Annotated in this window: 21 protein-coding genes; 3 read left to right on the top strand and 18 right to left on the bottom strand. The window is 60.3% G+C overall.

The annotated features are described in order from the left end of the window. Window positions 1–51 precede the first annotated feature (51 nt). The 7 genes from ACG2LG_RS03220 to ACG2LG_RS03190 form a co-directional block, all read right to left on the bottom strand. Window positions 52–792 carry a PEP-CTERM sorting domain-containing protein gene (locus ACG2LG_RS03220; RefSeq protein WP_396256248.1) on the bottom strand — a complete coding sequence of 247 codons (741 nt, stop codon included), beginning with the start codon at window positions 790–792 and terminating at the stop codon, window positions 52–54. Window positions 793–1,070: 278 nt separating this feature from the next. Further along, window positions 1,071–3,092, bottom strand: a complete 2,022-nt coding sequence (locus ACG2LG_RS03215; protein WP_396256247.1) for a protein kinase — start codon at window positions 3,090–3,092, stop codon at window positions 1,071–1,073. Further along, entirely contained in the window at window positions 3,085–3,684 is a 600-nt protein-coding gene (locus ACG2LG_RS03210; protein WP_396256246.1) for an RNA polymerase sigma factor, read from the bottom strand. The genes ACG2LG_RS03215 and ACG2LG_RS03210 overlap by 8 nt, the downstream gene beginning before the upstream one ends. Window positions 3,685–3,944: 260 nt before the next feature. Further along, a complete protein-coding gene (locus ACG2LG_RS03205) occupies window positions 3,945–4,070 on the bottom strand; it encodes a hypothetical protein (protein WP_396256244.1) in 126 nt (41 codons plus the stop codon). A 329-nt stretch (window positions 4,071–4,399) separates the two neighbouring features. Beyond that, window positions 4,400–5,350 (bottom strand): hypothetical protein, encoded by a 951-nt coding sequence (locus tag ACG2LG_RS03200; protein ID WP_396256242.1) that lies wholly within the window; start codon window positions 5,348–5,350, stop codon window positions 4,400–4,402. A 51-nt stretch (window positions 5,351–5,401) separates the two neighbouring features. Continuing rightward, on the bottom strand, window positions 5,402–6,646 hold the full coding sequence (locus ACG2LG_RS03195) for a tyrosine-type recombinase/integrase (protein ID WP_396256241.1): 1,245 nt from the start codon (window positions 6,644–6,646) through the stop codon (window positions 5,402–5,404). Further along, on the bottom strand, window positions 6,643–7,002 hold the full coding sequence (locus tag ACG2LG_RS03190; protein WP_396256239.1) for a hypothetical protein: 360 nt from the start codon (window positions 7,000–7,002) through the stop codon (window positions 6,643–6,645). The genes ACG2LG_RS03195 and ACG2LG_RS03190 overlap by 4 nt, the downstream gene beginning before the upstream one ends. A gap of 184 nt (window positions 7,003–7,186) precedes the next feature. On the opposite strand from ACG2LG_RS03190, the gene ACG2LG_RS03185 reads away from it, so the two are divergent. The 3 genes from ACG2LG_RS03185 to ACG2LG_RS03175 all read left to right on the top strand — a co-directional run bounded on the left by ACG2LG_RS03185 (window position 7,187) and on the right by ACG2LG_RS03175 (window position 9,985). Next, the gene (locus ACG2LG_RS03185; RefSeq protein WP_396256238.1) at window positions 7,187–7,387 is read left to right on the top strand and encodes a helix-turn-helix domain-containing protein; all 201 of its coding nucleotides are present in this window, start codon (window positions 7,187–7,189) and stop codon (window positions 7,385–7,387) included. A 357-nt stretch (window positions 7,388–7,744) separates the two neighbouring features. Continuing rightward, window positions 7,745–8,797: a DUF5131 family protein gene (locus ACG2LG_RS03180; protein WP_396256237.1), complete on the top strand. Its 1,053-nt coding sequence runs from the start codon at window positions 7,745–7,747 to the stop codon at window positions 8,795–8,797. A 156-nt stretch (window positions 8,798–8,953) separates the two neighbouring features. Further along, window positions 8,954–9,985, top strand: a complete 1,032-nt coding sequence (locus ACG2LG_RS03175) for a hypothetical protein (protein ID WP_396256236.1) — start codon at window positions 8,954–8,956, stop codon at window positions 9,983–9,985. Between the two features lie 425 nt (window positions 9,986–10,410). Here ACG2LG_RS03175 and ACG2LG_RS03170 read toward each other — a convergent pair whose 3' ends face one another. The 11 genes from ACG2LG_RS03170 to ACG2LG_RS03120 form a co-directional block, all read right to left on the bottom strand. After that, on the bottom strand, window positions 10,411–10,860 hold the full coding sequence (locus ACG2LG_RS03170) for a hypothetical protein (protein WP_396256235.1): 450 nt from the start codon (window positions 10,858–10,860) through the stop codon (window positions 10,411–10,413). A gap of 35 nt (window positions 10,861–10,895) precedes the next feature. Beyond that, window positions 10,896–11,612, bottom strand: coding sequence for a M48 family metallopeptidase (locus tag ACG2LG_RS03165; RefSeq protein ID WP_396256233.1), 717 nt, complete (start codon window positions 11,610–11,612; stop codon window positions 10,896–10,898). Continuing rightward, a complete protein-coding gene (locus tag ACG2LG_RS03160) occupies window positions 11,612–14,734 on the bottom strand; it encodes a type I restriction endonuclease subunit R (RefSeq protein ID WP_396256231.1) in 3,123 nt (1,040 codons plus the stop codon). The genes ACG2LG_RS03165 and ACG2LG_RS03160 overlap by 1 nt, the downstream gene beginning before the upstream one ends. Beyond that, window positions 14,731–15,471, bottom strand: a complete 741-nt coding sequence (locus tag ACG2LG_RS03155) for a zeta toxin family protein (protein ID WP_396256227.1) — start codon at window positions 15,469–15,471, stop codon at window positions 14,731–14,733. The genes ACG2LG_RS03160 and ACG2LG_RS03155 overlap by 4 nt, the downstream gene beginning before the upstream one ends. After that, window positions 15,468–15,710 (bottom strand): hypothetical protein, encoded by a 243-nt coding sequence (locus tag ACG2LG_RS03150; RefSeq protein ID WP_396256225.1) that lies wholly within the window; start codon window positions 15,708–15,710, stop codon window positions 15,468–15,470. The genes ACG2LG_RS03155 and ACG2LG_RS03150 overlap by 4 nt, the downstream gene beginning before the upstream one ends. Window positions 15,711–15,928: 218 nt before the next feature. Continuing rightward, the gene (locus tag ACG2LG_RS03145; protein ID WP_396256223.1) at window positions 15,929–17,272 is read right to left on the bottom strand and encodes a type II TA system antitoxin MqsA family protein; all 1,344 of its coding nucleotides are present in this window, start codon (window positions 17,270–17,272) and stop codon (window positions 15,929–15,931) included. Continuing rightward, a complete protein-coding gene (locus ACG2LG_RS03140; protein ID WP_396256222.1) occupies window positions 17,247–17,666 on the bottom strand; it encodes a hypothetical protein in 420 nt (139 codons plus the stop codon). The genes ACG2LG_RS03145 and ACG2LG_RS03140 overlap by 26 nt, the downstream gene beginning before the upstream one ends. Before the next feature lie 90 nt (window positions 17,667–17,756). Continuing rightward, window positions 17,757–18,053 (bottom strand): hypothetical protein, encoded by a 297-nt coding sequence (locus ACG2LG_RS03135; protein ID WP_396256220.1) that lies wholly within the window; start codon window positions 18,051–18,053, stop codon window positions 17,757–17,759. Window positions 18,054–18,131: 78 nt separating this feature from the next. Then, on the bottom strand, window positions 18,132–19,073 hold the full coding sequence (locus ACG2LG_RS03130; protein ID WP_396256218.1) for a phospholipase D-like domain-containing protein: 942 nt from the start codon (window positions 19,071–19,073) through the stop codon (window positions 18,132–18,134). A 633-nt stretch (window positions 19,074–19,706) separates the two neighbouring features. Beyond that, on the bottom strand, window positions 19,707–20,414 hold the full coding sequence (locus tag ACG2LG_RS03125) for a PD-(D/E)XK nuclease family protein (RefSeq protein WP_396256216.1): 708 nt from the start codon (window positions 20,412–20,414) through the stop codon (window positions 19,707–19,709). An 84-nt stretch (window positions 20,415–20,498) separates the two neighbouring features. Further along, window positions 20,499–22,145 (bottom strand): RNA-directed DNA polymerase, encoded by a 1,647-nt coding sequence (locus ACG2LG_RS03120; RefSeq protein WP_396256215.1) that lies wholly within the window; start codon window positions 22,143–22,145, stop codon window positions 20,499–20,501. Between the last annotated feature and the right edge of the window lie 12 nt (window positions 22,146–22,157).

Raw genomic sequence — 22,157 nt, 5'->3', positions numbered from 1 at the left:
GGAATCTGAAGCAGCAGGTTGGAGGCCTCGCCAGGCCACCAGCGGTCCGGATCAGAATCCACGACGGCGCCGCAGCAGCGCCAGCAGACCCATCGCTCCCAAGAGGGCCGTGGAAGGCTCCGGTATCGCGGTATAGGTGAAACCGCCAAAGCCGATGCCGCCTGCGCCCGCATCGCTACTTCCGGAGGTAACGGTGAATGAGTTCAAGCTGACGGGATTCTCAAAGTTGACGGTGACCTGATGGGCAAATCCATCGATCCGCAGTGTGAGCAGATCACCCACGCCGTCGTAAACGTAACCGTTCGGCTGGGCCTCCAGACCATCGCCATCAACGGCTCCCGTATTGGTGAAGCTTGAAACCGAAATCACTCCCGGATCACCCGCAAGCCCGATGAAGGCAGGGTCGTCATTATTCCCCCAGGCGTGCAAGGTAACCTGGGTGAGATTGACCTGTTGATTGAATGTGACGGTCACGAGTTCATTGTTGGAAAGCTCTGAAGCTTTCCAGCCGCTATGACCATTGTTACCGATCTGAACCATCTCGGTGCCGGATCCAATGTCACTTACAAAAATATTCGATGCGCTGCCATTGTTGGTCGAACTGATGGTGAAATCAGCATAGGTGAGCGTCGACGTGCCCAGATCCAGATCAGTGGCTCCGGTAATGCTGGCTCCGGAAACTTCGGCGGAGGCATTGATGGTGGCTTGATTCAGGACAACCGTGGTCGCGGAAGTGGTGAGAATCGAAGCGAGAAAGAGAGCAACGGAGACGATGGATTTCTTGGATTCCATGATTGGGAATGAGGTCGTGATTTGCAGGTGGTTCAGGTAGTTCCAGCGAAGAGAGTGCAAAAGTGCTTTCTTGTGCGCAATCTGAATGGTGACTGAATGCCAGCTATGCTCGCATTTCCTTGGTGGACACACGAAACTGACAGAACGCCCGGATTTCGGGCATTCGCAGGGAAGAACCGTCCCGACGGGAAAATCGAAACACTCGGGGCGAAATTTTCCCAAAGTTTCTGCGGTTTCGCCGCGCGGGGGCACGCAGGAGGGCGCTTCGTGGCGGCCGACTACTCCCGTTCCTCCCGCTCCTCGAGGATCGAGAGTTCCTCTTCGGTGAAGCGCCCCGGTGTCAGTTTGACCTCCTGCAGGGAGGGCATCCGGGTCAGCGGCTGGAGGTCTCGGACGTCGGTGTCACGGAGATCGAGGAACACCGGTTGCAGGCCGTTGAGTTCCTCGAGGTCGGTCACGCCGGTCCCCTCCAACACGAGCCTGACGGGCTTGAGGAAGCGCAGCAGACTGAGGTCGGAACAGCCGTGCCTTGCCCGCAGGGAAAGCACACGGACCTTGGCGCCGCGCACCACGAGGGACCGGTCCCGGGAGTCGAAGGTGAGTTCCACCTCGGAGGCATCCGAATTCACCACGGCGAGCACCTCGCGGAGGATCGCCACCCGCTCCTCATCCGGCCTGGGGAACTGCTGGTCATAGATCAGCATCCGTTCCATCAGGGGGTTGCGGCTCGGATCCTTCAAGCCGGCGAGGGTCCTCAGCAGTTCGGCGAAGGCTGGGGCTGGAAGGCACCCGGATTCGGTCTGAGCCGGAGCATGCTCGTGCGCCAGGGCGACCAGGTCCTCGACGTTGTCGAGGTTTCCGCTCCGGACTTGGAGCGCGCCCTTGAGATCCTGGGTGAGAAACAGCAGCCAGAACTTATATTGCCAAACCGGTGACTCAGGGGGTGGGTCGAGCGCGATCACCCGGTCCAGGCGCCGATGCCCTTCGCGGACCATTTTTGGCAGGATGGCTTCATTCTCAAAAAATGGCTTCCCTGTCAGGCGGCTCACCGACTCGGCAGCCAGGCGCCCCTGCTCTTCGAGTCGGCGGTCGGATTCCTCGGTGGCGGCGAGATAGTTCTGCAGGGCGGTTTCCGCCTCGACTTTCTGGGCGCGGTAGAGGTCCTGGGCCTGCTCGGCAAGCTGCCGCGCCACCACGGCCTCCTCGCGGCTTCGTTCGAGCCTTTCGATGAACACGGTGGTCCCCGCCACGAACAGCAGCACGAACCCCGCCACCAGCAGGCAGGGCGTGCGGTGGCGGCGGTAAAACAACTGCACTTCCCGAACAAACCCCGCATGCTCGACCGAGGTGCTGTAGCCGGCGAGGTAGCGCGACAGGTCCCGCTGGAGCCCGGCCACGGAGGAATACCGCTTGACCGGATTCTTCCTCGTGGCCTTGGCCACGATGGCCCCCAGCACCTCGTCGCCGCTCTCCGGTGCAAGCTCCGGGCCATCCGGCGCCTGCAGGGTGAGCAGCTCCTGCAGCATGCAGCCAAGCGAGAAGACATCCATCTCAACCGACTTCGGCCTGCCGGCCTCCGACAGCTCCGGTGCCATGTAGCCGGGCGTGCCGCGAGAGTGCCGCAGAAGCGGCCCGTAGAGGTCGGGGTCGAGGAGAACTTCGGTCTGTTCCAATTCGCCCTCGGGAGGCCGAAGCACCACGCCCATGCCCCAGTCGCAAACCTGCACCTCCCCGAACTCGCCGATCTGGATATTCTCCGGCTTGAGATCGAGGTGGAGAACCCGGCGCGAGTGGGCGTAGGCGACCGCCTCGCAGACACGGAGCAGGATCGAGAGCCGCTGCCTCAAGGGAAACTCCCGGCCCTCCTTTGCCTCCCGCAGCATTTCCCGCAGCGAGCGGCCCTTCTTGAGTTCCATGGTGAAGAACGGTCGCCCGTCCTCATCGACTCCCATGTCGAAGAGCTTCACGATCCCGGGGTGGTCGAGTCGTGCGGTGATGTGCGCCTCGCGCAGGAAGGCGTCAAAGTCATCCTCACCGAGGGACGGCAAAGGCTTCGCCATCGCGACCTCGCGGGTCGAGCGCAGGTCGCGGACCCGGAAGATCTCCTTGGCCCCGCCACGGCCGATCCGTTCCGCCCCTTCGTAACGGGCCGGGATGCCCTTCAGGGCATGGAACAGCGGCGCCGGGTCATCGCGGGTCTCGCAGGTGCTGGTCTGCGCCTCCGCATCGGCGTAGAGGTCAGCGGCGAAAGCGTCGATTCTTTGCAAGGACCTCTCGTAGAACGGGTCGGACTCATTCATGGCGCCCCCCCTCCAATTCCTGCTGAAGCCGTGCGATCTCCTGTCGGACCCTGGACTTCACCCTCGTCCTCAGGACGTAGACGCTTTCCTTGCGCAGGTCGAGGGTGGCGGCGATCGAGTCCACCGACTCGCCCTCGAGCGAGAGCGCGAACACCTCCATCGCCTTGCCGGAAAACACCTTCTTGAGGTTCTCGACCGCGAGGGTGACGACATGCCGCTGCCATTCCTGCTCGATGAGCTGCTCGATTTCCGGTCCTTTGGCGGCGATGCGCTCCAGGTCGCCCGACTCCAGCATGGATTCGCGCCCGACCTGGCGCTGCGCGCTGATCCAATTGATCGCGGAATTGCGGATCAAGGTCGAGAGCCAGTTCCGAAAACGGGCCCCGCCTGCGTCCCGCCGGTAGGACTTGAGCCCCTGCCAGAGTTTGAGCGACACCTGCTGCCGGACATCCTCCAGATCCATGCCCCGGAAACCCATCCGCAGGAGGATCTTGCTGATGAAGGATTCGTAGTAATCGAGCAGATCCTCCCATGTCCTGGTGTCATGGTGCGAGCGGGCCCTCTCGATGAGAGAATGCCGGGTTGGCAACATGTCGGGATTCGCTGGCATGGCAGGCCGGAGTGCGGATTCCCCAAATGTGGGGAATGGGTCGATGTCTTCACTTCAGAGTCGAGGAAATCAAGCGAATCATGCAGCGGCACGGCAATGTCTTTCCAAAAGAATCGGTGTCCCGCCGGTGGCTCGCCACCCGCGCCATGGTGGCACCACCGCGACCCGGAGGCGGAAAGACTCACGGCCCGATGCGGCACCTTGACGAGGAAGCCATTTCGACGCCGCCCCCGCACCTTCCGTCACAGCACGATCAGCAAAAGCACGCCGACCGCGAGGCCCACGAGAAGGGACAGGATCCGCAGGTGCCACTCGATCTGCTCCTGGAAGGAGGTGATCACGCCGAGCACCGGAGACGCGGACCCCACGACGGCCTTGAGGGTGAACTCGATGTCGAAGGGTGAATTCCACCCAGATTTGTTTGAAATCAGTTTTAACCCCCGATTTCTCCCCTCTCCTTGAGATTTGCAACCAACTCACAATCAGGAATATGTGAATGGTGGAGGCGAGGGGAGTCGAAGCCACTCATCATGGAAGGCTCGTTCTCGTCGCAACTGACAGACGTTCAGCGCTTAGCGACGGCGTACTGCGGCGTCACTCGAAGTGCATTTCTGCCACATATTGCCCCGCTTGTACCCCGATTCCATTTGAATTTTTTGAGGCCCGGACAGCTGCGGGCAGAGCTCCCAACCGGTCTTCAGGCGCGGACGTGAGTGTCGAAGCAGGCCTGGTGATCGAAGGGGAGTTTCTCTTCGATGAATCGAATGAGCACGTTCCCGATCTCTTTCCCCAGATCAGCGAGTGACTGCTCCATGGCGAGGAAATTCTCGTCGAGCAGCGTCCACTTTTGCTCCCATGAGGAGTCAAAGCGGCGATCCGAGAGCTGCAGAATCGGTAGGGTCCGGTGCAACATCCATGCGACTTCACACATTCGATTCATGAACATACCTATCGAGTCGTTCCGGGGCTTCGGTGCGACCGACATCGTGTCCCTCCCCAGAACAGTTGGACCATGCTCGAGGACCTGGGTGAGTAAAGCACCATGCACCTCCATATTGAAGAAGCTCTCCCAGATCCGAAGCTCATCGAGATCATCACTGGGAATTCCTGATTCTGCTCGGATCATGAGGCCGAGGACACGGCGTTCCTCGGCCATTATCTCCCTTCGCCGGCGTTGATCAGTTGGCGCTGCGGTTTGCTGGCCGTCGGGTGTCTCCCACGCTTTCAGCTTCGTGTAATTGGTCAGCCCGGAGAGCATTCCACCAAGCAGGAGGGCAGATTCCTTGAGGTGCCGCAGCCGGGTGAGCCCATCCATCGGGTACCCGTTGTGAAAGAGGATATCGACAGCCCGGACACTCCGGAAGTTCGCGAGATGCCAAAGCCACACCTCCGTGTAGGTGGCCGGTGTCGGATCTCGCCCTTGCTCTTCCCATCCCGCGGCCGCGAGCTCGATCGTGTCCATGTAGAACTCCTGAAAGGCATGTGAAAGCAGCCCAACCCCTCGAAAATTTGTCTCCACGAACTCCCCGTATCTGGCCTCGGCGTCGAGAATATGTCCCACCCGCTTGCCAATGATCCCATCAGTGGTGAATGCATCTGATAGCTTCTGCTGCAATTCCTTCCAATCCTCCGTGTTGGCGGCGCTCATGCCGGATTATGCCCCCGGTCGGCACTGCATTCAAATCGAGCGATTCATCGCTCACGCCACCTCGGCTCCCTCCGCCTCCCCATGGTCGGGGCGGATCTCGAACCAGGCCTCGCCTTCCTCCTGGGTCAGGGGGCGGCGGTAGTGCTTCCGGATCATTTCCGGGCTGTTGCCGGCCTGCTCGGCGACGAGGCCGATGTTCTGCTCCTTGGCCAGCAGGTAGCTGCAGAACGAGTGGCGCATGACGTCGCATGGCCAATCCTTGATCACGCCCTTGTCCCGCAGGTCCTTGCTCACGATCACGGCGGCCCGGGTCATCGCCACCTTGCCCTCGAGCTTGCGATACGGCAGCAGCCATTCCATCAGGTTCGCGCTCATCTTCACCCAACGGGCGATGCGGTTCTTTCCATCCACCTCGGCCCGGACCTTGATGTAGCCCTTCTCGAAATCGATGTCCTCCCAGCGAAGGGAGCGAGTCTCACCCGGGCAGGCGAGCTCGAATGGCCGCAGGCCGGCGAAGAGCCCAATCGCCACATACGGCACGCAGTCGTCCCGGACCTTGCCGAGAACCTCCTGGGCCTTCTCGACGCTGAAAATTGCCGGCTCCTTCTTCTCAAGCCGGTGGGGTGCGATCTTGGCGGGGACGACTTCCCCTTCCGGTAGGTAGCCCCAGACCTGGGCCTTCCGGAAAAAGGTCACCAGCTCGGCCCGGACCTTGTTGGCGTAGTTCTTCGTGCCCGGTAGCTGACGGAACCACTTCTCGAAGTCCTTCGTGGTCACCAGCCCGATGAGTTCGCCACCGAACCGATCGGTGAACTTCTTCACCTTGGAGCGGATACCGCTTCGGGCCTTCTGCGGCTTGTCGGCGATGAGCTCCATGTATTCCTCGAACACCTCGGAGACCATCCTCTCCTTGAAATTCTCAGGTGCGTGCATCTTCCAAAATCGTGCCGCTTCGATCCAGTTGGCCTGGCCGAGGTGCTTCTTCGCAGCTTCCAGCTCGGACAGCAGGGCGTGAACGTCACCGTCGGCAAGGTCCTGCAGCCGGCGCAGTGCCTGGTAGCTGCGGCCCGAGACCACCTGCTTCTTCGCGCTACCGTGATCCGCCAGCCTCGCGGCCACTTTCTCTGCCAGGTCGATGGCGTCTGCCTCCTTGGTCCGGGTCTTGGCGATGGTGCGACCACCTTCGTTCCAGGCGACTTGAAAGCGGAACTTCCCAGCCATGAAGTTCCGGTAGATTCTCACCGAGACGCTACCGTCTTTGATGATCTTGTAGGGCTTTCCCGTCTTTTGGCTCATCGCTTCTCCTTCACGACTTGGGTGGCCGTCTTACGGATGGGATTCGCCAGCGAGCTCATCCTCAGATCCGGGTAGATGCGACCCAGGGTGCGAACCGCATTCTCGATTAGGTCCACACTCAACGACTCGACCGCGGCCTTGTCCAGCACGACCACGCTCACCCCGTCCTTCAATGTAACCACCGGCTTCCCGCCTTTGGCGTCAACGGTGCAGTCCAGCAGGCCGACATCGATGTCGGCATCGACGAGTGCCTGCAAGTACTTCGACTTGGAAAGCCCAAGCTCCCTCGCACGGGCTTCGATCATCTCGATCCGTTCGGGCAGAAGACTGACACTAAATGGTTTGTAGCGGCTCACGGCGGTAAAATAGCACGAATGGGGCCTCGGCACATAAGTTTTTCTGTGTTTTCTTTTGACCTCTTCAACTTCCGGGCGTAGGGGACCTCTGTCACTGTGATTTCCATGCCTCCAAATCCCCGGAATCAGCAGAAGGCCCTCCCCGCGGTTGGGGTGGGCTGCACTGCGTGTCCGGAGCAATGGTATGGAAAGACCAGACAGGCTGCTGACTCGGCGCGAAATCGCCCGTTGGCTCCGTATCCGGCCCGAACGCATCGAGGTGCTGATCCGCGATCACGGATTGCCCGTCATCAACCTCCCCAGGGGGAAGAGACGGTCCGTGAGGTTCAGTCGCCCCAGCGTGGAGGCCTGGTTGAGATCCCGGGAGGACTACCTTCCGGAGTAATGATGATGCCCGGCAAACGGGCCAACAGTGAGATCCCCTCCACTGGGAAATGTGTGGATCCAGGGTCCGCTTCGGAAGCGCCCTTTTTGATGATCGAGATCACGACGGACCGGGGGCAGCGCCCCCCGTGTCCCGAGTGCCACTAAGGAGATTACCGAGGGCTGAAGCCCTCACACTTGGCTCGACGAGGGCGGACCTAAAGCCGCCGGGGAGAGGACTGTCCCGCCTTAGGGACACCCACCAGCAATTGGCTGATTGCCTCTCCATGGCGCACAGCGTCGTCCCGCGGGCACTAACCAACGAAACGAAATGAATACTCTACCAAGACAAACCAGAATCCCCATCTGTGACAATACTGTGAACCCCATCGTCGGATGCGACGGCTGCGAGTTGTGGCCGCACCCATCCGAAATCATCCCGGGTCTTGTTTCGGGTATCGGACAGCGCATTTCTATGCATGCCGACGAACTCCGTACCCGCGTCGAACGCGTTTTGGCATCCTACCAAACCGGAACTTCGATACTGCATGCTCGGTATCAAATCATCGACCGCCTGAACGAAGAGTTTCCCAAGATCCACTATTCTTGGTTCGAGCGGTGGATTCTTGAGCCCTTCCGCTGCTTCGCCGGCGTCAAGATTGCCGATCACGACTCCAGGTTTGTGGCTTCCAATGCCACGGGTGACAAAGAACGTTTGCCGATCTTCGAGAACGTCACCCCCATGCCCGGGCGGATGGAAAACGCCAGCCTTTGGTCGGATCTTCGCGGACAGGCTCGCGGTGGTAAGCCCTGGCTCAGCAACCTGTCCCGGACGATCCTCATCTCGTCCATGGGCGACGCGTTGAGCGAGGCAATCCCGTTCTCCTTTCTCAGTGAAGAGATCATCCACAACGTCGACAGCGAGCCCGGCTCCCGCCACAACTGGATCTGGATGACGAAGCGGCCCAGCCGCATGGCAGATTTCGCTGCTTGGCTTCGGACCGAACACGGCAAGCTCTGGCCGGGCAACCTTATGTCGATGACCTCGGTGACGAACCAAGCCACCGCCTACCTTGTCGATGAACTGCGGAATGTCCCCGGGTTCAAAGCCGTCTGTTTTGAACCACTCGTGGAAAAAGTGGTGGTCGATCTCACCGGCATCGACTGGGTGGTAGTGGGTGGCGAATCCGGCGAGTACGCACGCCCGTTCAATCTGGATTGGGTCCGCAGTTTACAAACCCAGTGCCGAATCCTGCGTATCCCCTTCTTCATTCAAGGGTTGGGGGCAAGGCAAATCGACGACGGTCGTGAGCTCCGTCTCGGCGGCGGCCGGATCGGCTACTGGGGCCGCTGGCCTGACGAAATGCGTGTCCGTGAGATGCCCTACATCTTCCGCCGCCCCGGTGAAGTCGAAACCGAGGTCGCCGTCTGAATCAACCGCCGGTAGCGGTGGGGCCCCGCTTCAACGCCGCCGGCGCTGCCCAAACTCGATACCTTCATTCGATCGATTTCTACTAATATAGGGTAACTCGTCTGCATTTTTGCATTCGTACATTCCCGTCAGCTCATCAATCCCCCCTTCAAGACCATGAACGATACAACCATCGCCAACTTTGGACCCTCCCCCTGCCGGAATGGGGTCATTCCCCTCAACCGCATGGAGTCCCAGTTGGACAACCATGAGGGATGGGAGTTCCTGCCCCAGAAACCCGTCACTTACCAGGGTGAACACCGTTCCAAGTTCGTCCTCAAGCGGATGATTGCCCCCAAGAAATACCTGACCGTCTATGGCTACAACGACGTCATCGACGGCTTCAAGGTCAGCCTCCCCAACCTGCTCTACGGTCATAACGCCCGGTTGCCCACCTCACAGGCGGAGCTCGACCGAGCCCTTGCACGCGTGGCCGAGCTGGTCTCCGAGATCTCTCCGGTCCATCTGACTTCCATCCCCCTCCAGTTCGTGTATCTCCACCTCACCCTTCAGGTCCGGTGGCCAGGCGTTTCCGCCCAACAATTCTTCACCTGCTTCCGCAACGCCCGCCACCCACGGATCCAGGCGGATGCGGTCGAATGGAAGGTTCGAGGGGACCGGTCGGGGATCCAGCTCCGAGGCACCAACCTCGAGATCGGGGCCTACGACAAGCGTCTTGAGAGAGACCACATTCCCGGCGATGTGGTCCGCTTTGAGATCAAACTCCGCAAGCATGTGCTGAAGGAGCTGCTCGGTCCGGGCGACGACGAATTCCCGACCTGGCTGCAGTTCGACCGCTGCTACGAGGCATTCCGAGGGATCATGCTCGGGTTTCCCTCCGTCCGCTCCCTGCAGGCCCGCTGCCCGCAGGGCCACTTCCGCCTTAGCCGCCTGCAGGCCTACATGGTAACCCTTCTGGCCGACCTCGCCCGACAGGGCGTTACGTTGACCGACGGTGTGGATCTGCTCAGTGGTTTCTCGAACTTCTGTAGGCAGAATTACACAAGGGGCGATACGGGGAGGAGGATGCTTGCGGCCATTGCTGCCACACAGCTCAACGACCTTGAAATCGACTTCGCGGAGATTTTTCCGCCCGAGTGGCCTCCCCAAGGCTTGGTCGCAGACCTCTACGCCGACGACCCAGCCTGAATCCCTAACCCTCCTACCAGCAGACCCACCATCCTCCCCATCAACGAGGAATAGGGTCAAGCGTAGCTGCCGGCGATAGCCGGCAGCTATCAGAGGGACCGCTCGTGACTCTCTACGGTTTGCGGAGGAGGGCTGCTGCACGGCGCAGCCGTGCAGAGACCGACTGGAGCAAACCCGTAGAGAGTCGGAGCCTGGTCCCGCTCCCTGACTCATCCGAAATTGTCAGGGCCTACCGCCCCACTGGAGCAGTGGCTGATCGGTATTTGGCAAGCCAATGCTCCAACTCCTCCCCTCGCGGTTACCGACCAACAAGCCGCCTACGCGGGCCGCGCTGCAACCCATTGATCCATTCCTGTCATTCTAATCGCTATGAACGAATGAGTCGCTCGCTGCGGTCATGCCAAAGCGTCTACTTCCTGGCCCTCCTACTCCCCGCTGTCCATCTCTCGCATCTCGGCCTTCAGTGCGTTGATAGAGACCGGACTGAACCGCGGACCATCGTCCTCCAGCAAACTCTGGATGGCCCGATCCATGAGTGCCTCGCGGTGTGTGGCACGGTTCTTCGGAAGCACAGGCAGGGCCATGCAGAGGATCAGCACGAGGTAGAATGGACCGATGAACGAGCGGAAGAATCCAGAAAGCTCACCCTTCGTCGTTCTTGCCTGAGCTGTGTTTTGCCCAAGAATATGATCAAACAAGACACCACACAACAAGCTGGCAAGGCATAGGAAGAGCGGACCAAGAAAACCGGCCAAGATGGCCACTGCGGCCCGCACGAACAACTCGCCTTCCATGAGAGAGTAGATCAGAATCACCGCAGGAATCAGGGCAATGTAATTGAGGGTGTTGGGACTCCAATCCCGTGGATGTTTCATGCTTAATACTGGAAATTCTCTACTGGCCTCCCCCATCAATACCCCCACGTCTCGTGCCGCACCGGTAGGCTGTTCAGTGTCGCCCGCCGGCTCCGCCAGTTCGGCATGAAGCGGTCCATGAGGCCGAGGAACCGATCGTTGTGGGTCGGCTCGAGGAGGTGGACCATTTCATGCACCACGAGATATTCGAGGCACTCCGGTGGCTTTTTCGCCAGCTCGCTGTTCAGCCGGACCGTTCCCCGCTCCGGGCTGCATCCGCCCCACTTCGTCTTCATGTGCTGGATGAAGAACCTCTTCACCTTCACGCCGAGCATCGGCTCCCAGCGGGCGATGAGCGGCGGCACCGCCTCCCGCAACCGGTCCCGATACCATGAAGCCAGAACCTCCTCCCGCTTCGCCTGCGTCGCCCCAGGACGCACTTGGAGGATCATCTGCCGATGGGTCAGCTCGACCTTCGGGGGCTCATCCTTTTCATCGATCGTCAGCAGATAACGCTTTCCCCACAGATAGTGGCTCTCACGCTCCACGTAGTCCCGGGGAGTCTCCCGGTCCTGACCCTTGAGCTTCTCCTGCTGCTTGCGGATCCACTGCAGCCGGGACACCACATAGACCCGCAGAGTGTCGATCTTCACGTGCTCCGGAGCGGACAGCCGGACCTTGCCGACCGGTGGCAGCACGCTCAGGTGGACGTTCTTGATGTCCTTGCGGATCACCTCCACCTCGAGTTCGCCGATCTGGAGGCGGGTGCTCATCAGTATTCCGCCTGCTGCTTGATGATCTCGAAAATCCGGTTCACCTCGTCGATGTCGTCACCGAGAAGCGGGAAGATCGCCGCCTTGATCTCGTTCTCCTTCGCCTGGTTGCCGCGGAAGTCCGCCCGCTTCACCCGCCGCACTTCGGCATCGATGTCCCGCGCTCGTTGCAGGGCCGCGTCCTTGTCGGTGGAATAGGCAGCCGGGGATTCGCTTGGGTTGCCGCCGGTCTTGTCGAGCAGGTTGTTGTAGATCGCCCGGACGGCCCTGCTCTTCTTCAGGGCCTCGGGAACGTCATCCTCGTGCCCGGCCTGCACCTTGCCCACCAGGGCGGCGATCTTCTGGAGGTATTTCTCGTAGGCCACGGCCTTCCGCTTCCGCTCGGCAATGATCTCGTCGAGCAGCTTCGACATCTTGGCGAAAAACGCCGGATCGTTCAGCTGCTCCTTGATGATCTTGCTGCGGACGTTGTTCTCGATGGTCTCGGCGATCGCGTCCTTGTTGCCCTTGAGATTCTTCAGCCTGCCGCCGATGGCCTTGGAAATGCCGCTCTTCACGATCAGGTCGAGCAGCGGCATGTCGTCAAAGGGCGAAATCTTCTTGGGGTCCCGTGCCTCGATGTAGGTGTCGATCAGGTGCCGCATGTCGGCCTCGTAGGCCTTGAGGTCGATCGACTCGCCGCTGGCGTTGCGGATCGTGTCGCGGAGCTTCACATAGTGGTCGAGCCGGTCCTTGATCCGGTTCCGGGCCGCCGCGTCGTAGCCGGCGGCGTCGAGGTCATCGGCGATGTTCGCATAGGCCCGCAGCAGACCGGCGGCACCTTTGTAGAGGGCGGTCCGTTGCGGCTCCCGGTCCTTCAGGTCCTTGGGGATCTCGGTGTTGCCGCAGAAGTAGCGAATGTGCTGCAACTCGTCCTTCGGGGCCTCCACCGGCTCACACAGCAGGGCCAACTGCTCGATCGCGTTGTCCAGCCGCTCCCTTCCCTTCTTCAGACGTTCCTTCAGCAACACCTCGGGATCGGGTCCGCCGTCCGAGTGGTCGAGTTCCTCGGAATAGACCGAGATCGCGTCCTCCACCTTCTTGAAGAGATCCTTGTAGTCGACGATGAAGCCGAAGTCCTTGTCGTCGCCGTCGAGCCGGTTGGTGCGGCAGATTGCCTGGAACAGGCCGTGATCCTGCATCGACTTGTCGATGTAGAGGTAGGTGCAGCTCGGGGCGTCGAAGCCGGTCAGCAGCTTGTCGACGACAATCAGCAGCTTCATCCGGGCGGGCTCGTCGGTGAAAAGCCGCTTGGCCTCGTCCTCATAGGTTTCGGTCTTGCTCTTGCCGGCCTTGGGGGTGACGTCCTCCAGCAGCTCGGTGTAGGTATGGTAGATCGTCTGCCGGTCGGTTTCCGAGTCGGCCCCGGTGTCCTCCCGTGTCACATCACCGGCCTTCGGGTCATAGGAGGTCACCACCGCACACTTGTCCTTCAGCGGCGTCTTGCGGAAGAGGTTGTAGTAGCAACAGGCCTCGTAAATGCTGCCGGCCACCAGCATCGCATTGCCCCGCTCGCTGCTGAGCCGGGCCTTTGTGCTGAAATCGAAGAGGATGTCGGCCACGACCTTCTCCATCCGCGAGCGTGAGCTGAGCACCTTCTGCATGGTGCCCCACTTCTTCTTCAGCTCATTCCGCTGCCACTGGTTCAGGCCCTTGGTTTTGGCCTCGAACCACGCGTCGATCTTCTCTTCGGAGCCCAGCACCTGGTCGATGTCGCGAGCCTCGTAGATCAGATCCAGGACCACCTCGTCCTCGACTGCCTCGCTGAACTTGTAGGTGTGGATGTAGCGGCCGAAGACCTCCAGCGTGGTCGCCTTGTCCTTCTTCAGCAGCGGCGTGCCCGTGAAGCCGATGAACACCGCGTTCGGCATCATCGCCTTCATCGCCTTGTGCAGCTTCCCGCTCTGGGTGCGGTGGCATTCATCGACGAAGACGAAGACCTCCCCAACCGTCTTGCTGGGCTGCGATTCGAGTTCCTTGATGAACTCGTCGAAGTCGTCAACGCCCGCCACGCCGAACTTGTGGACCAGCGAGCAGATCAGCCGCGGATTCGCCTGGCCGAGCTTCTCCCGCAAGTCGTGACCGCTGGTGGCCCTCACCTCGTCGGTCTCGGGCACCGCCCCGGCCTGCTTGAGCACCTTCTCGATCTGCTTGTCGAGCTCGTCGCGGTCGGTCACCACCACCACCCGGGCGTCGTGCCGGTTCTCCAGGATCCACTTCGCCAGCAGGACCATGACGATACTCTTCCCGCTGCCCTGGGTTTGCCAGATGATGCCGCCCTCCCGTGCCCTCACCTTCTCCTGGGCGGCCTTCACGCCGAAATACTGGTGGACCCGCGGCACCTTCTTCACCCCGCCGTCGAAGAGCACGAAATCGTGGATCAGCTCCAGCAGCCGGTCCTTGCGGCACATTTTCGAGAGGTACTTGTCGAGCTTGTAGCCTTCGTCGTCCTCCTCGTCCTCCTTCCACTTCAGGAAATACTTCTCCGGCGTGCCGGTGGTGCCGTATTGCAGCCCCTCGCTGTCGCTGCCGGCGAAAACCAACTGCACGGTGCTGAAGAACCAGTCGTTGAATTCCGGCCTCTGATTCGAGATCAGCTGGCGGATCCCATCGCCAATGCTCACCCGGCTGTTCTTCAGCTCGATCACTCCGAGGGCGAGCCCATTCACGTAGAGCACCAGGTCCGGTCGCCGTTCGTGATCCCCCTTGAGCGTGACCTCTTCGGCGATGCCGAAGTCGTTCTCGCCGCCCTCCCAGTCGATCAGGTGGACCGTCTCCGTCTCCTTGCCGGCCTCGGTCTTCACCTGCACCCCGTAGCGGAGCAGTCCATAGACCGCCTCGTTGTTGTCGTAGAGCTTCCGGCTCTTGTTGCCCGCCTCCCTCTGCAACTTCTCCAGCGCCCCATTGATCGCCGCCGGCGAATATCCGCGGCGGGTGAGATTGGCCGTCAGCAGGCCCTCCTCGACGTTGCTGTTCGCCGGCCGGTCCGACCAGTCGCCAAGGTAGGTGTAGCCGAGCTCGTCCACGAACAGGGCGATCACCCGGTCCTGCGTCTCTCGCTCTGGCTTGCCGATGTCGCTCACTGGCCGATCTTGTCCAACACTGCCTCCTTGAACCAATACGGAATTGTCGAGGTCTTGAGTTCGATTTCCTCGCCGTCCGTCACCTCGGCGATCCATGAACGACGCGAACCATCGCCCGAGTTATCGAAAATGTAGGCTCTGTTGCTCGCAACGATCGCGTCAAAGAGCAGCCCGAGCGACCGGTCGTAGCGACTGCGGATGCTGGCCTCAGGTACCGGGTGTCCTCCGAGAGCCACCCGGTTGGCCACCCGCGAGACGTTGATCTCCACATCCTCGGTTGCCACGTAGTAGAGGTAGCTCCGGTATCCCAGGTCCTTGGCCCGCACCAGCACGTCCACCTTCGACTCGTGTGACATGACGGTCTCAAACGTAAAACTCACCCGGCGTTCCATCAATTCCTCCCGCAGGCACTCGACGAGGGCCGACGCGAAATACGCGTCCACAGCCTCGGGTTCCACCTCGAGCACATCCTCCGATTCACCGTGCGAAATCCTGTCGGCAAATCCCGTGAATCCAGGACGGCGAAGCGAGCCAAGCCGCTCAAGGATCTTCCCGGATGCCCCGGCGAGCTGGATGGCGGCGAGATCGAGCCGTCGCTCCCGCCTGAGCGTAGCCTCGATCTCGTCGGGGTTCAGGTAAATCCCCTGAAGCTTCTCCGGAAGGACTTCCTTCAGTGAACTCTTCCCGGAGCCGTTGGGCCCGGCGAACATTCGCACCCTTGGCCGGGAGTCGCTCACCGGATCCGGATCTTCGAGCCGGCCTCAACCGCCAGCGGCTCGGGGATCGTCTTCACCACCACTCGTCCGCCGCCAGGGGAAATTCGGAACACCTTGGTGCCAAAGGCCTGGGTCACGCTTTCGCCCGCTGCGAGCGACCGCTTCGCCGCCGCTGAAAACGCTTCGGCCGAAAGGGTCGGGAAGTGTGCTTCCAGCTCCCTGATCTCGAGGCTCTCCTGATCCAGCGTTTTCTTGCTCATCGCGTGAGCCGATCCTAACCCTTCCGGATTCGGGAGGCAACCCGATCTTCGCCACCGCCGGTGGCTCCGGGTTTGGCGGTCATTCTCCCCTGGCTCATCGTCTCCGCGACCGGTGAACGAAATTCCGCTCCATGCGGTGTGTTTCGGGCCCCTGCGCCAGTGGAACCTCTACTCATCGGTCTCCCGTTTCCCCCGGCCGGGACTGACTTCCGTCCCGTTCAGGTCGAGGCGCTCGTCATCAGGGCCTTCCTCTCGATCTCACTAAGCTGTGGGAACAGCTTCTTTTTCTTCAGGTAGGCATAGGAGATGACGTCTTCCCCGGCACGCTTGTTGAAAACCTCGGCGGCAATCGCCGGGTGAACCTTGATCTCTGCGGCGTAGCTCTCCAGTTGCCAGATGGTAGGCTTGGGGTACTTGGACCTGAATTCCAGTTCCCGATCGAGGGATGCGAGGGTGTCGTAGGCCCATCGGTCCGCATTCTGCTCACGCTCGTCCTGATCCTGATCCTCGTAATCGGTGAAGACGTCCTTCGGTGACTTGATGTGGAGAAGGAGGTGGGCGATCTCGTGGAACAAGATGATCCAGAACTGGGAAAGACTGCGGAACTTCAGGCCATGGATGATCAGGGCCTTGGATGGCGTCAGCAGCCGCGTGGAGCCGCGTAGGGCACAGTCCTTCATGATGGGAACAAAGACGAGCGCCACGCCCGCCTTTGCCAGGATGTCGCGTGCCTGGTCGGCAACGTCGGCGAGCGGATGCTGGGTCAGCTCACGCAGTGACTTGACCGCCTTGTGCAGCTTTTTCCGATCGTAGGGCTCGGTGGCGATGCTGGCGGCCCTCTGTTCACCGATGTAGCTCCAGAGGCCCGCACTGACCGGGTTGAACTTCTGGCGGGTGTCCTTGAAGGCGGCAATCTGCTGCCAGCGCCGTGTCATGTGGACCTCCAGCTCATTCAGGTCCCCGGACTTGGTCAGTTTGCAGACTTCGCTCCGTTTCTCCTTCGGGCTGGCAGTGGCCTGAACCAACTCCATCTCCACGAGCCTGGGATAGTCGATGGCCGACAAGACCTTCTTTTCGTTGGCGTCCGGCTGCCGGTGTTCCCTGGGGTAGCTGACCTTGGGCCGGGACGAGAAATCCTTGCGACGAAGTCGCTCGAACGCCTCCTCATCACTGAGCAGCAGACGCAGGATGTTGCTGACGGACTCCGAGGGACGGGCGCGCCCCGAGGCCCAGCGGGAAATGTTCTTCTCGCCGTAGCCGGTGATCTGGGCGGCCTCCTTCTGCGTCAGGCCGTATTTGGCGAGAAACTGCTGCACCTCCTCGGGACTGATGGCGTTGAGGGCCTTGTCGAGGAATGCGTTGATGCGTGCGTTGCCTTCGTCTCCCGTGACCCGGTCCCCGCATTGGTCGCACACCAGCATGGGGACCTCGGGAATGGTCAGCACCTTCCCCCCGGCGACTTCCACCTGGTGGTCACAGAGAGTCGGAACCAAGGTTCCCTCCTCACACTCGAAGCAGGGGATACCCTGAGAGGCGTCAGTTCTTGGCTTGGTCGTTTTCATCGGTTTCATCGGTTTCATCGGGATAGGGAAGCGCTGGCAGGGTGCGAACAGTATCGCTCGGATGGACGGCCACGCGGACCCTTGGCGGCTCACCCCGCGGTGCAAGGGTGACGTGGATCACGATCGCAGGGTAGTCGTCGCCGTCTTCCGGACAATCGAGGATGCACTGGTAGGCCTGCGGTTTCCCAGGTTGTCGTTTCTTCAGAAAGAGATGATCGGAGCATTGCAGCCCGGCGATCAACTCCTCGTAAATCGTCGCTTCGGTGATGCCCCACTTGGCCAGCCAGTTGCCCGAACTGCCCGCCCGGTCGAGAAACCTCTGCCCGGGATTCCCCAGGGCTTCGATGATGGTCTCACGGACGGCTTTCGAGGCCTTGGCTGGAAGGGATGACATCGCCTCGCTGGAGAGAATAGGGTGCTTTTTGACACCCTTTGCAACCAATATCTGGTGAAATCGTGCTGAAAAACACTTTCCCGGGCCTCGCTATTCCCCGAAATGGCACCACTGCTCCTCCGACAGCGAGCGGAGGAACGCTCCGACTTCCTGCAGTTGTCCCTGGCCCTCCGCCCACTTCAGGTGCTCCTTGAATCGCAGCTGCTTCTGGATCGGCATGGATTCATCCCATGCGGCGAGAATGAGCGGCAGCGGTGGTTCCCAGCCGCCGGACGGCTTCCGCCGGGTGTTCTTGAGCATGCCGTAGAGCTGGTTCCAAGGGTCCGGCATCGGCACGAGCCGCTTGTTGGCCGTGCAGACTTCCCACAGCGAATCCGGTGTTTCCATGCCTTCACTCATAGCCGTTCATTCATTTTCCCGATCCCTTCCCCTTCGTCGATGTCCATCGCTGCAAGACATCACCGGTCAGCCTTCCCACGATCTCAAGAGCTTCCGCACCAGGGCGGCATCCTTCACGACGCCGCTACGCCCGACCTTCTTCTCGGCAGCACTGCCCAGTTTCCGGACCCACGTCGAAAACCGCCGTCGACGGCGATCAGGCCCCTCCACAAACAGGTAGCTCACCAGCTTCCCATCTCTCTTCCGCACGTCCTTCTTGATGACACTCGCCGGAGGGTAGACGAAGGCCCGCCCATCCCGTTCGGTGAGAATTCGGATCACCGCGTCCCCCTCCTGGACCGCACAGTTTCCGGCCCACTTGAAGTGATCCAGACGAAACCCTTCGCCGTGTTCACGACTCCGTTCTGCCTCGGCTTCACCCTTGTCGATGTTCTCTTGGTCCCACTCCGACCACTCGACGTCCCTCAGCCTGACGATTCTCAGCGGCGCAATCTCAGCCGCAACGGTGGTTTGACCGGCCACCCGCTTCCTGCCTTTGCCGTGCGGGAACTTCGGTGGGACATAAATACCCGCCAACCTCGCCAACGCTCCGGGAGTCAGCTCGCTGAGGCAGAGTCCCTCCACAAGTTTCCGTGCACTTCGGACAACGCCGGCGTCGTTGGAACGGACCACCACTTCCACCAAACGGCGTTCCGAATTCCATGAAGCATTGCTGGAACCGACATAAGCGGTTTCACCGATCACGAAGACCTTCGCGTGAAGGTTCTCCACGCTGTAGATCTTCACCCCCTTCTCAAGCAACCTTTCGAGAGTCGTCGGACACGTCTGGCCCGCCGCTACGACCCGCTCGTTCGCATTCACCACCAGCCGACTGCCACTGGGCAGCGGCAGCAAACGATCCGCTCCTTCCGAAAAGTACGCAACCGCCACATGGCAGGGCTTCCGGGCGGATTTCGCTGCCTTGGTGAGCTCCTTCCAAACACCTGTGGTGATCAACTTCGTGCTCATCGACTCCTTGCTTCTAAGCGGAAGGCCCTTTTCCAACCCGAATGTTCAGTTCGCGAACCAACCGGGTGATCATGAGATCATCCGTGATCTGCCGGATCCTGGCCGACGTGCGTTCCACGAACCGCTCCGTGGCCTGCCCCGCCTGCCAAGCGATCATCCTTGCCCTCATCGCAGGATCGCGAACCTCGTCAAAAGGATTGAAGTTCCGAATCGAAAGGATGCTGCCGTATTTCCTGCGTTCCGCACGCACCTCGGGCGATCCCGTCAAAATACGGAGCGGCTCGAACTCCGCTGAGGCAAGGATTGCGACCGCCCGCTGGCGTGCTTCCTGGTCATTGCCACCATGGATAAGGTGGAGCTCGAATTCCCGCCATCCAATGCCGAGTCCGATCCCCACCTCACCCGGTTCACCGTCACCGCTGAGATACCAGTGGGTGTCTCTCGTCTCCCCACCCCAAGCCGAGCACTGCCATGAGCCGCACGGGTTGAGCTCGAAGTCCTTCCTCAAAGCCTCGGCACCGATCCGGAGCCAGTGGTCCATGATATGAATCACCTGTGACTCGATTTGATAGAACGCAGTCCAACGCTCCATTGAATGGAAGACTTCGCCGGCTCGGTCGATAAGTTCCCTTTTCATTTTTTCCAGAGTTCCTGATAAAGGCCGATGAAGGCATTGAGACGATGGTTTGTCGGCGGCACCTTGCCGACGGATTCCCGCTCCCAAAGTTCCATCAGGTCCGCCAACGGCATAATCGTGCATTTCAACGGGACCCGATCCCAGGGGTTCGCTTTCTCCATCCCCTGCGGCCTCTCCATACTGTGAGCGGCTGGGCCCTTGTCCTTCCCGGTCGGCAGATAGACCACGTGAAAATCGCGCCGCCGCTCCTCGATCGCCATCGGGTTTCCCATCGGCCATGCTGCAGGATCCCAGAGGAAAACCTCATGGTGCCAATACCGATAAATCTGGTTCAACTGGTCGACCGCATCCTTCGCCTTGTTCTCGATGATCACCGCACTTCTCCTCGGCTCATTCCTCCAGATCAGGATGTCCACACGACCGGTCTCCACCGTTACGTGCCAGATGCCGGCTTGCGGTTCGGGCACTCCCAACTCCTCAAGAAAAGGCATCAGAAATATCGCTCCCTGTCCGTGACTTCCTTGTGGGTCGAGAAAGTCGCCGAGGATCCGACTGTGCATGGTCTCGCCGATCTTGAGCCAAGGTAGCGGATTGAACGACCGGCCCTCGGCGTGATTCGACCGGGCGATCGTGGCGTCGAGCCTCATCCAGTCGTCGAGCAGTTCCCCAATGCCCTGCCAGCCAGTCGTTTCCTCAGTCACCATAGCTCACAAAGAATCGCCTCCGGTATCATGCCCGAACCGCGTTTCCTGAGTAAGCCAGCCAACATCAACCATGATGCGCCAGCTTCACGTTGCATACGGGTTAAACAACTGAACTTCATCCAGGGCAATCACAAGGTGCGTCTTCCTGACGACTTTCTTGTCCACGATGCGTTTTGGATCGATTGCCGCCTTCAATCGTCGCGACTGGATCCAGTCGTTCTTCCAAATCGTCGGATTCCCGCCCCCAAGCAATTTGCAGATGGGTTCCGTGTATCCGATGGCCGCCCCTTGATGAAAGTGGGAGATCCGCTGCAACCAAATCTGAAGGTGGCCGGTGTTCGGGACACGCTCGAAGCGGTTCCTGATCTTGCCCAACAGGTCGTTGACCTCGACCCCCTTGCCAATGTTGCTCAGTAGCTTGCTGATGATCGCGGCAGTGATGGAGTAAGCCCTTGGGTTGTTTGCTGCAATATCGACAGTCAAAGCAATCATCGGCTTAGGGTCCGCTATCGCCTTTTTCCGCCTATGGATCCTGCGGTAGAACTTGACCAGAGCCCGGATCAAGCTGCCTGAGTTCGGGTGCTTCCGTGAAAACCCGTGGATGAGCAACAGGTGCTTCTGGAGGTTGCGGTTGAATTCCATCTGCGTGATCCAGTCAATCTTGTCCGGCTTCACCGACCCGGCGACGACGCTGGACGAAGGGCCGGTCTTGGCGGGGCTGAGCTTCATTCCGAGGAAATGCATCGTCTCGGTGAGAAGCCTGAGTATCTCTTCCCCCTCGGTTGGGTGATTGGTAAAGATTCGGTAGTCGTCGCGATAGCGAAGAATCTGGTAGTCCCGAATTCCGGCTCGGCGGATTTTGATTCTGAGGAGGCGGTCAGCATAGCCGAGGACAAGCTCGGCAATGAAATCCATCAGCACCGACCCCTGAGGAATCCCGTTCGTCTGACCGTGACTCATGTCCATGAGGTGTCGGTCGATGATGTTACCGATGAGGACCCGGTTGTTCCTGTTCACCGGTTGCTTCATGACCGCTCGACCGTGCAAGGCCCAACTCAGCGAATGAGTGTAGATCGATCCGTAGCAGTCCGTGATGTCGGCGTGAAAGAGATACTCATACTCGATCGAAAGCTGAATGGACCGCTGCTCCACATCTTCCCACCATTGGAGGACCTGAGCTGCCTTGTCTTGCTGGGCATTTCGAGACTCGACCGGAAGGCTCAAGCAGTGGATCTGCGGATCACGACGGGATCGCTTGAACGCGTCGAGAATCTTCGTCCAGTTGGCCGGATCGGTCAGGTGATGAACGAGGGACACGTAGAGTGCTGGATGCGTAAGCTGGATTGGACGCCAGGCGTAACGACCATCCTTATTGTTCAGGATCGTGTGGCTGATCGCATCGACTTCGCAAGGGCTGTTCGACCACATCGAGCTGAGGAGCCTCCCGGAAAGAATGGCATCGACGTTGCGAAGGATCGGCTCGAAGTCGAAATACGGCGGGAGGTCAAGATTGCAGTAGCTCTCTCCCTTCAGGAAGAATGACCGAGCCTCCGCGGCCGTCATTTTAAGAACGGATCTCGGGGTTACCTTCTTCGGAGGGGTCTTCTTCGCCGTGGCCTTCTTCGCCGTGGCCTTCTTCGCCGTGGCTTTCTTCGCCGTGGCCTTCTTCGCCGTGGCTTTCTTCGCCGTGGCCTTCTTCGTCGTGGCCTTCTTCGTCGTGGCCTTCTTCACCAGCCGGTTAGA

The organism is Haloferula sp. A504 (genome assembly GCF_044385805.1).
GTDB lineage: Bacteria > Verrucomicrobiota > Verrucomicrobiia > Verrucomicrobiales > Akkermansiaceae > Haloferula.
This window is presented reverse-complemented; position numbering and strand designations above follow the sequence as displayed.

Coding starts and splice junctions, on each gene's coding strand:
- ACG2LG_RS03220 (WP_396256248.1), bottom strand. CDS start 792: ATGGAATCCAAGAAATCCATCGTCTCCGTTGCTCTCTTTCTCGCTTCG.
- ACG2LG_RS03215 (WP_396256247.1), bottom strand. CDS start 3,092: ATGAATGAGTCCGACCCGTTCTACGAGAGGTCCTTGCAAAGAATCGAC.
- ACG2LG_RS03210 (WP_396256246.1), bottom strand. CDS start 3,684: ATGTTGCCAACCCGGCATTCTCTCATCGAGAGGGCCCGCTCGCACCAT.
- ACG2LG_RS03200 (WP_396256242.1), bottom strand. CDS start 5,350: ATGAGCGCCGCCAACACGGAGGATTGGAAGGAATTGCAGCAGAAGCTA.
- ACG2LG_RS03195 (WP_396256241.1), bottom strand. CDS start 6,646: ATGAGCCAAAAGACGGGAAAGCCCTACAAGATCATCAAAGACGGTAGC.
- ACG2LG_RS03185 (WP_396256238.1), top strand. CDS start 7,187: ATGGAAAGACCAGACAGGCTGCTGACTCGGCGCGAAATCGCCCGTTGG.
- ACG2LG_RS03175 (WP_396256236.1), top strand. CDS start 8,954: ATGAACGATACAACCATCGCCAACTTTGGACCCTCCCCCTGCCGGAAT.
- ACG2LG_RS03170 (WP_396256235.1), bottom strand. CDS start 10,860: ATGAAACATCCACGGGATTGGAGTCCCAACACCCTCAATTACATTGCC.
- ACG2LG_RS03165 (WP_396256233.1), bottom strand. CDS start 11,612: ATGAGCACCCGCCTCCAGATCGGCGAACTCGAGGTGGAGGTGATCCGC.
- ACG2LG_RS03150 (WP_396256225.1), bottom strand. CDS start 15,710: ATGAGCAAGAAAACGCTGGATCAGGAGAGCCTCGAGATCAGGGAGCTG.
- ACG2LG_RS03145 (WP_396256223.1), bottom strand. CDS start 17,272: ATGAAAACGACCAAGCCAAGAACTGACGCCTCTCAGGGTATCCCCTGC.
- ACG2LG_RS03140 (WP_396256222.1), bottom strand. CDS start 17,666: ATGTCATCCCTTCCAGCCAAGGCCTCGAAAGCCGTCCGTGAGACCATC.
- ACG2LG_RS03135 (WP_396256220.1), bottom strand. CDS start 18,053: ATGGAAACACCGGATTCGCTGTGGGAAGTCTGCACGGCCAACAAGCGG.
- ACG2LG_RS03130 (WP_396256218.1), bottom strand. CDS start 19,073: ATGAGCACGAAGTTGATCACCACAGGTGTTTGGAAGGAGCTCACCAAG.
- ACG2LG_RS03125 (WP_396256216.1), bottom strand. CDS start 20,414: ATGGTGACTGAGGAAACGACTGGCTGGCAGGGCATTGGGGAACTGCTC.